Source organism: Chryseobacterium sp. JV558, assembly GCF_033712365.1.
Taxonomy (GTDB): domain Bacteria; phylum Bacteroidota; class Bacteroidia; order Flavobacteriales; family Weeksellaceae; genus Chryseobacterium.
The window spans coordinates 118,911-131,778 of the sequence record NZ_WJHU01000007.1; the positions used below are offsets into that span (position 1 = coordinate 118,911).

The 12,868-nt window shown below is 36.7% G+C and carries 10 protein-coding genes; 5 read left to right on the forward strand and 5 right to left on the reverse strand.

Going from position 1 to position 12,868, the window contains the following annotated elements; translation table 11 throughout:
* Positions 1–100: 100 nt before the first annotated feature.
* The 4 genes from GFU89_RS20080 to GFU89_RS20095 form a co-directional block, all read right to left on the reverse strand.
* Positions 101–721 carry an alpha/beta hydrolase gene (locus GFU89_RS20080; protein WP_318848821.1) on the reverse strand — a complete coding sequence of 207 codons (621 nt, stop codon included), beginning with the start codon at positions 719–721 and terminating at the stop codon, positions 101–103.
* A gap of 5 nt (positions 722–726) precedes the next feature.
* Positions 727–1,680, reverse strand: coding sequence for a VOC family protein (locus GFU89_RS20085; RefSeq protein ID WP_318848822.1), 954 nt, complete (start codon positions 1,678–1,680; stop codon positions 727–729).
* 162 nt (positions 1,681–1,842) lie between these two features.
* The gene (locus GFU89_RS20090; protein ID WP_318848823.1) at positions 1,843–2,139 is read right to left on the reverse strand and encodes a GNAT family N-acetyltransferase; all 297 of its coding nucleotides are present in this window, start codon (positions 2,137–2,139) and stop codon (positions 1,843–1,845) included.
* A gap of 58 nt (positions 2,140–2,197) precedes the next feature.
* Complete coding sequence (locus GFU89_RS20095; protein WP_318848824.1) at positions 2,198–3,130, reverse strand: ring-cleaving dioxygenase; 933 nt, start codon at positions 3,128–3,130, stop codon at positions 2,198–2,200.
* A gap of 575 nt (positions 3,131–3,705) precedes the next feature.
* Here GFU89_RS20095 and GFU89_RS20100 point away from each other — a divergent pair.
* From GFU89_RS20100 to GFU89_RS20120, 5 genes are all read left to right on the forward strand, one after another.
* The gene (locus GFU89_RS20100) at positions 3,706–4,704 is read left to right on the forward strand and encodes an EamA family transporter (RefSeq protein ID WP_318848825.1); all 999 of its coding nucleotides are present in this window, start codon (positions 3,706–3,708) and stop codon (positions 4,702–4,704) included.
* A gap of 18 nt (positions 4,705–4,722) precedes the next feature.
* On the forward strand, positions 4,723–5,751 hold the full coding sequence (locus GFU89_RS20105; RefSeq protein ID WP_318848826.1) for a methionine ABC transporter ATP-binding protein: 1,029 nt from the start codon (positions 4,723–4,725) through the stop codon (positions 5,749–5,751).
* A complete protein-coding gene (gene metI / locus GFU89_RS20110; protein ID WP_105704006.1) occupies positions 5,744–6,400 on the forward strand; it encodes a methionine ABC transporter permease MetI in 657 nt (218 codons plus the stop codon). The genes GFU89_RS20105 and metI overlap by 8 nt, the downstream gene beginning before the upstream one ends.
* Before the next feature lie 87 nt (positions 6,401–6,487).
* The gene (metQ, locus tag GFU89_RS20115) at positions 6,488–7,297 is read left to right on the forward strand and encodes a methionine ABC transporter substrate-binding lipoprotein MetQ (protein WP_318848827.1); all 810 of its coding nucleotides are present in this window, start codon (positions 6,488–6,490) and stop codon (positions 7,295–7,297) included.
* A gap of 282 nt (positions 7,298–7,579) precedes the next feature.
* Positions 7,580–9,790, forward strand: coding sequence for a glycoside hydrolase family 3 C-terminal domain-containing protein (locus GFU89_RS20120; RefSeq protein ID WP_413228615.1), 2,211 nt, complete (start codon positions 7,580–7,582; stop codon positions 9,788–9,790).
* Positions 9,791–10,392: 602 nt separating this feature from the next.
* On the opposite strand, the gene GFU89_RS20125 is transcribed toward GFU89_RS20120, so the two are convergent.
* On the reverse strand, positions 10,393–12,579 hold the full coding sequence (locus tag GFU89_RS20125; RefSeq protein ID WP_105704003.1) for a TonB-dependent receptor domain-containing protein: 2,187 nt from the start codon (positions 12,577–12,579) through the stop codon (positions 10,393–10,395).
* Positions 12,580–12,868: the final 289 nt, after the last annotated feature.

Below are 12,868 nucleotides of genomic sequence, written 5' to 3' on the forward strand. Positions count from 1 at the left end.
TAATACGTTTTATTTATCCGTACACCTTGTCATTCCGTAGGAATCTCACCATTACTTAAACACTTAAAAGATCTTTAAAAATAATTCAATGTAAAAATACTTATTTAAATAGTATTGAGTTGGCCAATTCCATTTCTTCTTCATTAATAGAGTGTCCGAAATTGGCATACACTTTTTCTGTTACCTCGGCGTTCATTTCTCTTAAAATATTGGCTGTAGCATATACTCTTTCTATAGGAACATGAAAATCAGGATTACTGGTTCCCAGAAAAACAGGGGTTCCGGCAAAGTCTCCTTTATAGTTTTCACGATTGATCTTATCTCCTATTACCCCGCCAATAATGGCAGCTGCTCCACCGAACTTTTGCGCATTACGGGCCAAAAATTCCAGAGTAAGACAAGCACCTTGTGAAAATCCAAAAAAGTATATATTTTCTGGTTTAATTCCTGCATCTACGGCGGCTTTTACTGTTTCTTCAACCATTTCAATGGCTGATGACAACCATGGTTCATTCTGATCCACAGGTGCTATAAATGAAAAAGGATACCAGGTATGATTCAAAGCCTGTGGGGCTAATAAAGCATAATCTTTTACATTTAAATGTTGAGATAAACTCAGAATATCCTGAGCGCTTCCTCCACGTCCATGAACCATGATCAAAGCTTTCTCTGCCTGATTTAATGGTATTCCTGCTGTTTTTATATTTAAAATATGACTCATTATTTCTATCTGTATTTTTCTGTTGGATAATTAATTACGGGAAGAACTTCTATCAATCGTTCTCTCCTTTTTTCAAACTGCGGCGGCAACTGAAGATCTTCTCCTAAAAATGCAGCTTCTTCATCTACATCGAACCCAGGACCTGAAGTGGCAATTTCAAACAAAACTCCACCCGGTTCTTTAAAGTAGACTGAGGTAAAATATTTTCTGTCCTTCACTTCAGTATGTTCCAGTCCATAGGCATTTAAGTGCTTTACCATTTCAAGCTGAGATGCAGCATCCGGAGTAGCAAAAGCCACATGATGAACGGTACCTCTTCCTGCCAATCCTTTCAATGCACTAGGCGTAGAAAGCAGATCTACATATTTCCCCGGCATATTGTCTGTTCCCAATCTCAGTCTGTCAGGAGTTTCCTTAATCACTTTATGATCCATCTGAGTGGTCAAAAGAGCCGCTGTTCTTTCATAAGCATCCTGCCAGATTTCCACGTGATGGATTCCTTTTACGGCATAATCTTTAGGAATATAGCCATTGTAATATCCTTTTCTTTCGTCCTTATCATTAAAAACCAACTCCAGACCCAGCCCGTCAAAATCTTCAAGATAAATAAAAACTTCCTCAGAAAATCTTTGCTGCGGCTGTTTGAAAGGAATATTAAACAGTTCCAGGCGGTTCGTCCAATAATCCAGTGCATCTATAGAAACTGAAAATGCAGTGGTGTTGAGCATTCCTTTACCATGTCTGCCATTGATCAAATCTTTACCATACGGAAAAGTAGTCATGATCGTTCCCGGTGTTCCGTATTCGTCCCCGAAATAAAAATGATAAACATCTGAGTAATCAAAATTGACCGTTTTTTTGACCAATCGAAGTCCTAAAACTCCGGTATAAAAGTCTATATTTTCCTGTGCATTTCCGGTGATTGCCGTAACGTGATGCAGTCCTGTGATAAGTTTCATTGTGATAAAATTGTTAAAGGGTTATTATGACGGAAGTCGAAATTTAGGGATTCGGGATTCAAGTTGATTATTTCGAGCGTAGCTTTATTCATCTTTTGTCTTTCACTTCTGTTCTTTAGCTCAAGACTCTCAAACCCTCCGGCTCTCAAATTCTCAAACTCACTAGAGTTCTTCCTTCATCCACACATCATTGTATTCTTCCGGATGACGTTTGAACTGTGCATGAACATACGGACACAATGGTGCAATTTTCAAATCGTTTTCTCTTGCGTAGGAAACCAATCTTTCTAATAAAATTTTAGCGAAGCCTTTTCCTTCATATTCAGTATTTACTTCGGTATGATAAACCGTCAGTTTTTTTCCAATGACTGAAATATCCATTTTACCGGCTTTATGATCGTCTGAAAAAAGCTGGATTTCTCCTTTTCTTCCTTCTAAAACTATTTCTGTTCTTTCCATTTTTTTGTTTTTAATTCTTGATTCAAAATTAGCATCTTTATCAGTATTGGCCGATGATCTATGATAAGTTCGGAAGTGCTTTTTCTATTTTATCACGCATTCCTTCATACTGCGCAGGAAGCTTAAGGTTTGTACCCAGCTCATTCAAAGGTTCATCTACAGTAAATCCCGGATTGTCGGTTGCAATTTCAAATAATACTCCTCCCGGCTCACGGAAATATAAGGAATAGAAATAGTCTCTGTTGATCTTTGGAGTAATGCTCAGTCCTGCAGATAATACTTTCTCACGATATTCCATCAGAACATTGTCATCTTTTACCCTGAAAGCAATATGGTGGTTGGTTCCGGCCGCGTTTCTTCCGGCAGGAATTGTACCATTTTCAATAATATCTATAAGATTAGCCGTATCAATGGCATCAGTGACGAATCTGTATCTTTCACCTTCCTGTTTCTGTAAATCGTAACCTAAAACATCAGTCAGAACTTTGATCGTAGGATCTGCTTTTTGTAAGGTTAAAGTGACATTATGAAACCCTTTCAATGCATATTCATCCTTGATATCATCAGTTGTCCATACTTTTCTGCTGTCATCGCCAGATGGTTCTATAAACTGTAACTGAAGGCCGTCCAGATCTTTGAAAGAAATCATTTTTTCTCCAAACACTTCCCCTTCTTCTACATTTACATTAAATTTTTGCAAACGGTTTTTCCAGAATTCAAGGCTTCCTTTAGGCACTGAATATCCGATATGGGTCGCCATTCCGCTTCCGTTGTTTCCTTTACCAATTCCTTCCCATGGAAAGAATGTAAGGATAGTTCCCGGTGTTCCGTTTTCATTCCCAAAATAGAAATGATATGTTCCCGGATCGTCAAAATTCACTGTTTTTTTCACCAGTCTTACGCCTAAAACCTGAGTATAAAAATCTAAATTTCTTTTGGCATTGTCTGCTATTGCAGTAATATGATGCAGACCTAATATTCTATTGTCCATGTCTTTTAATTTTGATGCTAAATTACAGTGAACTGAAATCCTGTGCATTTAACTAGTTTAATAAATGCAAATGCTTCATTTCGGCCAACATCGTTTTATCATACGTTTAAATAAGAACACAAAACCGCCTTTACACAATTCTTAAAAATATCAGCTTATTTTATCTTTTCCACAACATCAATTAAGATATAATTTCAGTATTACTTGAATTAAAAAACATAAAACGATTATATTATTTTTAGAATCAATTAAAAAACAAAATACGCAATCAATTAACTAACAATAACTTAACTCATTAACAATAAATTAATATTTAAAAAGCCTACTTTTTTAGTGGACTAACAAGAATTATATTATATATTTGCAAACGTATTCAGGAAATAAAACAAAATGAGCAAAGAACTAAAGAATAATTCAACAAGTAAACATACCATCAAAAATATGATGAAGGATATCTGTATGCCTATGCATCAAGAATACTGTGGTTGACCTTACTTTTATTTAAATATATTTTAAAGGCTCTACCACGGTGTAGAGCCTTTTTCATTGAACACAACAACATCAAAAAAATAAAAATGAACAATTCTAAAAACAAATGGTTGATTCCATTGGCTTTTACAAACATCTATGTGATATGGGGAATTACGTTTTTAGCTATTTCATTTGGCTTAAAAGGTTTTCCGCCATTTATTCTTTCAGGATTAAGATTTCTGGTTGCCGGAATTCTGATGATAGGGTATCTTCTTTCTAAAAGGGAAAAAGCAAATTCTCTGATCAATTGGAAGAAAAATGCAATTACCGGTATTCTTATTCTTACCGGAGGAACAGGGCTGGTAGCCTGGGGAGAACAATATGTAACGGCTCCTGAGGCAGCAATTTCTATTGCAACCGGACCATTTTGGTTTATTGCAATCGACAGAAAAAACTGGAAATATTATTTCTCAGATAAATTTATTCCGATCGGATTGGCCATTGGATTTGCAGGATTAATTATGTTTCTAAAAGGTAGCGTACATTCGAATGCAGCTCATGCTATTGCTGACGGAAACCTTCGTATCACCGCATTCATAGTATTGGGATTAAGTTCCATCGCATGGGTACTTGGTTCTCTATATTCAAAGAAAAATCCAGCTTCTCAATCTACCTTTATGAATATTGCTCAACAGCTTATAGTAGCGGGATTAGCTTCTTTTTTAATTTCTTTTTTAAGAAAAGAATGGACTGATTTTTCAGTTGCTGCTGTTCCATTATCGGCATGGTTTGGAGTTCTGTTTTTGATCTTCTTTGGATCGATAGTCGCTTATTTGTCGTACATTTGGCTTCTGTCCGTAAAACCCGCTGCCTTGGTAAGCACCCACACCTATATCAATCCTATTGTAACAGTGATTGCAGGTTGGATTGTTGCCAGCCAAAGCATCAATGGAGGTCAGCTGTATGGTTTATTCATCATATTGCTGGGAGTACTTCTAACGAATGTCACCAAGTATTTCAGACTTTCAAAACGGTCAAAGGTAAAAATCAGAAGAGTAAGAAGGTTTTTTAACAGAGCAGGCAGACCATATCAGCCAATTTAAACAGTATACAAAATCAGAATGATAGAGATCAGAAACATATCGAAAACATTTCACCAGAAAAAACAGTCCTTTAAGGCACTGGATAAGGTGAGTTTAAATATAGAGAAAGGAGATATTGTAGGAATCATCGGTTTTTCGGGTGCAGGAAAAAGTACCCTGATCCGTACAGTCAATTTACTGGAAAGACCGGATGAAGGGCAGATTATTATTAATGGAAAAGATTTTACCCAGCTCAATTCTAAGCAACTGGCTGAGGAACGTAAAAAAATCGGGATGATCTTCCAGCATTTCAACCTTCTTTCTTCGAGAACTGTTTTTGATAATATAGCGCTACCTCTGGAACTGGATCATAGCAGTAAGGATGAAATCAAAAGAAAAGTCAATGAATTACTGAAGGTCGTAGGGCTTGAAGATAAAGCCAATGATTATCCCAGAAGTCTTTCGGGAGGGCAAAAACAAAGGGTAGCCATTGCAAGGGCCCTGGCCAATGATCCTCACCTTCTGCTTTGCGATGAAGCAACCAGCGCACTGGATCCGGCTACAACGCAATCTATCTTACAGCTTTTAAGAGATATCAATCAGAGACTGGGAATTACCATCCTTTTAATTACCCACGAAATGGAAGTGATCAAAGCGGTCTGCAACCACGTTGCAGTGATAGACCAAGGAAAATTATTAACAAAAGGAACTTTAAGCGAGATTATTTCGGACAAAGAGAACCCGATAATCCGGCAATTTATAAATTCAGACATCATGACCCTGCCACAGGAACTCAACAACAGACTGCAGAAAGAACCCAAAGAAGGTTTATTTCCGCTGGTCGAAATAGAACTTAACGAAAGCATAACTGTTGAACAGATTCTTTCAACGCTATACAATCAATATAAAATCCCTTATAAACTTTTAAAGGCTGACGTAGAATATTTCGGAAATTCCAATTTTGGAAAACTTCTGCTGCAGCTTCAGGGTGAAGAGGAAGAAAACCAACAGGCGATCTATTATTTCAACCAAAATAAAATTCAAAATACAGTAAAAGGATATGCTTAGTGATACGGTAATTGCCCTTTTGGCAAAAGGAACCTGGGAAACGGTTTATATGACATTTTTATCCGGATTTTTTGGATTTGTGTTGGGACTTCCGGTAGGAATCATGTTATTTTTAACCAGAAAAGGACAACTGCTGGAAAATGTGGTCTATCACAGAGGACTATCTATTCTGGTTAATATTTTTCGTGCTATTCCTTTTATTATTCTGATTGTGTGGATGATTCCTTTTACCAGAATTCTGGCTGGAACTTCTATTGGAGTAAATGCAGCTTTGGTTCCGCTAAGTGTGGGTGCAGCCCCGTTTATCGCGAGACTTGTTGAGAACAGTCTTATTGAGGTTCCTCATGGTCTTATAGAAACGGCAAGAGCCTTGGGAGCTTCTCCTTTACAGATCATTAGAAAAGTATTGCTTCCCGAAGCGCTTCCTTCCTTAATCAATAATGCAACGATCACTTTGATTACGCTTGTAGGATATTCTGCAATGGGTGGTGCTGTAGGTGCAGGCGGACTTGGGCAGGTTGGTTACCAATATGGTTATATCGGATATGATATTGTCATTATGAATACGGTATTGATTCTGCTGGTTCTACTGGTTTTCATTATACAATTTGCGGGAGATCGTTTATCAAAAAGTTTTGACCACAGGTAGTTAAGTTTGAGGGTTTGAGAGTATAGAAAGTTATTAATCTAGTTATTTTCGTTCACTGTCTTCATCCATTTTAAATAAAAAATTAGAATGAAAAAAATAAATATTTTTGGTGTATTAGCTGCAGGAATACTACTGTTCAGTGCTTGTTCGGGAAGAAAAGATGATCCGAACTTTATCCGTGTGGGAATTACCTATGGTCCGGAGCAGGAAATTGCTGAGGTTGCCAAAAAGGTAGCAAAGGATAAATATAATCTGGAAGTGGAACTTATTCCTTTTAATGATTATGTAGTTCCCAATGAAGCCCTGACAAATGGAGATATTGATGTCAATGCTTTTCAGCATCTTCCTTATTTGACAGAACAGTCCAAACAGAGAGGATACAACCTAGTACCTGTTGGAAATACATTTGTCTATCCTATTATAGCGTATTCAAAAAAGATTAAAAATATCAGTCAGCTGCAGGAAGGCAACACCGTTGTTATTCCCAATGACCCAACTAATGGAGGACGTTCTCTGCTTCTTCTACAAAAAGGCGGTCTGCTGAAATTAAAAGAAGGTGTAGGACTTCTGCCAAAAGTAACAGATATCACAGAAAATCCAAAACAGCTGAAAATCATGGAGATTGAGGGCGCACAGATCCCAAGGGTTTTAGATGACCGAGATGTTGTTGTAGGGATTATCAATAACAATTTTGCCGCACAGGCAGGATTAGATTCCGAAAAACAGGGAATCCTTATGGAAGATAAAGACTCTCCATATGTAAATCTGGTAGTGGCCAGACAGGATAATAAAAACAGTCAGAAAGTAAAAAACTTTGTAAAAGCCTACCAATCTCCTGAAGTGGAAAAGAAAGCCAAAGAAATTTTCAAGGGTGGAGCCGTGAAAGGATGGGATTAATGAGTGAGAGGGTTTCGAGATTCGGGATACGGGTTTGAGAGTATGTAAAGGTCGTTTTTTTGCCTTGTATGCTTTTCTTCACTTTTTCATTCTTTACAAATAACAATATTCAACAATGAGCTGTCTGCAAATATGTGGACAGTTTTTTTATTCATTAAAATTTATTTTCTCAATTTGAGATAATAAAAATTTTCTTTACTTTTGTTTTTAATCAAATAGAAAGGCATCATGTTAAAGAAAACCGTCATTATAAGTTTATTCACCTTTATTTCTGCTTCTTATATGGCTCAGACTAATAATACCCTTCCCGTTTATTTAGATGAATCCAAACCTGTAGAACAGCGTATTCAGGATGCATTATCAAGAATGACCTTGGAAGAGAAAGTGGCAATGCTTCATGCACAGTCAAAATTCAGTTCACCAGGCGTTCCAAGATTGGGAATTCCGGAATTCTGGACCACTGACGGTCCTCACGGGGTACGTCCGGAAGTAATGTGGGACGAATGGGATCAGGCCGGATGGACCAATGACTCTATCATCGCCTACCCTGCCCTGACTGCTTTATCCGCAACATGGAATAAAAAAATGTCATGGAATTATGGTAAAGCTTTGGGTGAAGAAGCCCGCTACAGAAAAAAAGATATTCTTCTGGGACCTGGAGTGAATATTTACAGAACTCCGCTGAATGGAAGAAATTTTGAATACATGGGTGAAGATCCTTATCTGACTTCAAAAATGGTGATTCCTTATATTAAAGGGGTGCAGTCTAATGGAGTAGCAACTTCTGTGAAACATTATGCTCTGAACAATCAGGAGATGTTCCGTCATACGAGCAATGTGAATGTAGATGACAGAGCGCTTTATGAAATTTACCTACCTCCTTTCAAAGCTGCGGTAACAGAGGGCGATTCTTGGACGATTATGGGGGCTTATGATATGTACAAAGGCCAATATGCCAGCCAGAATCAGTATCTGTTAAATGATATTTTAAAGAAAGAATGGAATTATAAAGGGGTTGTAGTCTCTGATTGGGGTGCTGTAAACAACACGGAACAGGCGATTCACAACGGGCTTGATCTGGAATTCGGATCTTGGACCAACGGGCTTTCTGCCGGAACTAAAAATGCCTATGACAACTACTATCTGGCAAAGCCTTATCTTGATCTGATTAAAGCTGGAAAAGTAGGTACTACAGAACTTGATGATAAGGTAACAAGATTGCTTCGCCTTGCTTATAAAACTACGATGAACCGCAACAAGCCATTCGGAAATATTGCTTCTGAGGAACATAAAGCGGTTGCAAAAGAAATTGGCGAAGAAGGAATTGTTTTGCTAAAAAATCAGGGGAATGTTCTTCCTATTGACCTTAATAAAGCTAAAAAAATAGCGGTTATTGGAGAAAATGCCATTAAAATAATGACTGTGGGTGGAGGTTCTTCATCATTAAAGGTGAAATACGAAGCTCTTCCTCTGGACGGAATCAAATCCAGATTTGGAAAACAGGCTGATGTACAGTATGCGAGAGGGTATGTAGGAGATATCGGAGGTGAATATAATGGAGTAAAATCCGGGCAGGATTTAAAAGATACCCGTTCTGAAGCCGAATTACTGAATGAAGCTGTAGAATTAGCAAAAAAATCAGATTATGTCATTTTTGTAGGTGGATTGAATAAAGCCGACTTCCAGGACAGTGAAGGAAACGACAGAAAAAGCTACGGCCTTCCTTATAATCAGGATCATGTGATCTCTGCTCTGGCAAAAGCGAATAAAAATCTTGCCGTTGTCTTAGTTTCCGGAAATGCTGTAGCTATGCCGTGGATTAAAGAAGTTCCCACCGTTTTACAGTCGTGGTATCTGGGTTCTGAAGCGGGAAATTCTATCGCCTCTATTCTGGCAGGTGATGCAAATCCGTCAGGAAAACTTCCGTTTACATTCCCTGTAAAACTTGAAGACAACTCAGCCCATCAACTTGGAGAATATCCGGGACAGAAAGATGAATTGGCAGCAGGAAAAGGTAAAGATCAGAAAAATCCTATCAACATTACTTACAACGAAGGTGTTTTTGTAGGCTACCGCTGGCATGATACTAAAAATATAAAACCTCTGTTCAGTTTCGGACATGGATTGAGCTATACAACTTTTGAATTCGGAAAAGCAAAAGCAGATCAGACCACCATTTCACAAGATGGTAAAATTACGTTTACAGTAACTGTGAAAAATACGGGTAAAAAGGCAGGTGCAGAAGTTGCACAGCTTTACATCAGTGATTTAAAATCATCAGTTCCACGTCCCGCAAAAGAACTGAAAGGTTTTGAAAAAGTATATCTGAATCCTGGAGAACAGAAAGAAGTTACTTTCACCATTGATAAAACAGCTTTAAGTTTCTTTGATGCTCAAAAACACGACTGGGTAGCTGAACCGGGAGATTTTGAAGCACTGATTGGAAATTCTTCGGATGCCATTAAAACGAAAGTGAAATTTACACTTAAATAAACTGAGAGTTAAGAGTATAAACTCTATTTAATAATTATTTGATAGAATGCAAACAGATTCCAAATTGGAATCTGTTTTTGTATTTATACCGCGAATTACGATATTTTTAGACCTGTTAATTTTGTGGGATAAAGTTTTTTTAAACGCAAAGATTATTTAATTTGATCTATTATCTCAGGAAGCAAAGAAAGGCGATAAAGTCGCTGATGAAGCTAATTGATAATACGAATGCTTAGAAAGAATCAATTCTATTGATTCCATCTTTGCTCCCTTGCATTCAAAAGTATCTCAGATTAAAACTTTGCGTTAAAAATAAAATTCTAAATTTTAGATCTGCTCAAATATTCAATCTCCAAAAGCTTTTTAAACCATTAAGGAGTTTTAAGTGATGAAGAAAAGTTAAGATTCAAATAAATTTGAATGAAGCCCAGTACTTTATAAATATCTCCAGATATTCTCTTAATATTCTTAACAGCTTACTATTTTCTTAATGGTTCAAAAACTTCAGCGTAGATTTTCTGCTATAGCATAAATATTTTAGGTAAATAAAAAGCAGATTCCAAATTGAAACCTGCTTTTATTTTTATCTGACAAATTTTGGATTATTTTCCGCCACCGCCGTTTTTCTCTACATCGGTTTTGGTATTTTCTTTTACCTTCTGGTTTCCGAAACGCTTCACAAACGTAAGAGAAACTCCGTACCAGTCCCATTTTGAATATTCTCTGAAAGTCCCATCCTGGCTATAAGTTGTGTTATCTCCATAAGGTCTTTTAAAAATATTCATTAGCTGCATACTCAGCTCCATTTGGGTTTTTGGGAATATTTTAGTGACTGAAATATTGTGGAAAACATTGGTATTGTTCGCGTATGAATTTCCGTTGTTTTGATTGGCAAGTTCCACCCACGCACTCAGGTTAATGTTTTTATTGAACAGATTGGTATAAGAAACATTCGCAGAAGCTCCCCAATAGCTGATGTAATCTTTAGCTCCTAACTTGTTTTTTTCATTAAAATCTTTATTATTAATATAGTACCATCCAAATCCTGCATTGACGTTCAGCTTATTTTTCAGGAAGTTCTGATTGGTATTGGCAAAAAGGTAATATTTTTCAACTTTTCCATCAAAGTTCCCTGGTAACGAAACTGTTCTCCCATTTTCCGTTACATAAGTCGTCCAGTAATCCTGATTGGTATGCATATACCTTGCAGAAATAAAATACTTTTTCAGAATTCCGAATTTCAGATAAAGCCTGTCATTAGGATTGGGGTTCAGATTAAGGTTTCCTCTGGAATAGGTTCCGTTAATTTCAGGCATCACGAAAGGGTTAAACTCAGAATACCAAGGTCTCCAGATGCTTCGGTTATAGGTAAGACTTAAATCAAACTTCTCTGAAAAACTATACTTCAGCAATAGATTGGGAAGAAAAGTTCCATAAGAATCTCTTCTCTCTGTACCTGCCACATCCTGTGTTACTTTATAATCAATATATTCATATCGGATTCCGACTCTGGTTTCCAGTTTTCCGAAAAATGTTTTGCTGTAATTAGCATATAAAGAGCTTAAATGATCTTCATAATGGAATCTGTCATTCTTGGATAGATTGGCGTATTCCGGTGTACCATTATCAATACTGAATCCATAGAGCCTATTAGGAATAACATGGTTGTTCAATTCAGTTTTCCCTCCTACTTCCATGGTACCTCCTGTTTTACCAAAAGGATGGGTATAATCAATTTTCAGATAATAATTACGCATTTGGTTGCTACTGATAACTCCCAGCTGCTGGTTGGTAATCACCCCCTGCTTATTAATTTGTTTGTCAATCAAATTATCATTGTTATCGCCTGAATAATTGGTTCCCAAATTAACATCTAAAATCCTGTTCTTTTCTTTATCATAGTATTTGTAGAAGGCATTAGTTCCTAAATTTCGGCTGAATCCCCAGTTATTCTGGCTCTGGCGAAAAGATTCACCAGGATCTCCGTCTTTTGTCGTCATCCCATCAGATTCTGCTGAAAGTAAATTTCTGTTCTGTGAATATTCCAGCACAAATCCGAAATTATTTTTATCATTGATTTCAAATTCTGAAGTAGAGGAAAGAGAAGGGCTTTCATTTCTCATTAGGTTTTCAAGATTGAACTGGGTGAGCTTATTGCCCTCAAACCGGTTATCCCAGGTCTGTGTTTTCTGCACATAATTTCCGCTGTTGTAACTTCCTATAAAGGTTTGGGTAAACTTTTTCTTATGGTAATTCAGGTTAAAATTTGTGTATTGTGAATTCTTGGTACTTTGTCTGTTGTTCAGGGAGATGCTTCCTTTCAATCCTTCATCATCTCTCTTTTTCAGAACAATATTGATCACGGAACCTGAAGTTTCATATCTTGATGAAGGGCTGGTAATCACTTCAATCTTCATCAGGTTATCAGCAGGAATGGTTTTAAGGTATTCTTTTAATTCCTTTCCTGTAAAAACAGATTTCCTATCATTGATATATACCGTAACCATCTGTCCTTCAGCTTTTACATCATCATTATTGTCTATGCTTACCAAAGGGGTCATTCTAAGAACATCCCATGTTGTATTTCCTGCCAGAATTGCACTGTTAGCTACATTAAATACAGTTCTGTCTACCTTAGATTCTACGGTCGGTTTTCTGGCAACCAGAGTAACCGCTTCTATTTCTTTTGTATTTCCTTTTACAGTATCCTTTACGGCCGGGGTCTGAGCCTGCTGAGCCATTGCAAATGAACCTGCTAGTATTGCTATTGGAAATAATATTACTTTCATGTGAAATTATAGTTTTTCTATAAGACCATTATCTTCACAAGTTTGTTACATCAAAAAGTAAAAAAAAATAAAATAAATACTTAACTCCCAATAAGATATAAATTACAAACCCAACCATAAATTTAAAAACAGTGAAAAAATTTCAATAAATCAGCGTAATAAAAATCACATCCATAATAAATATTCTTAAAAATATATTTTATCTGTAAATTAAATTTTATTAAAAAAACTTTACAATTTGTCATGAATGCGTGAATCTTTTATTGTGAAAATAGGTTATTTATGATTC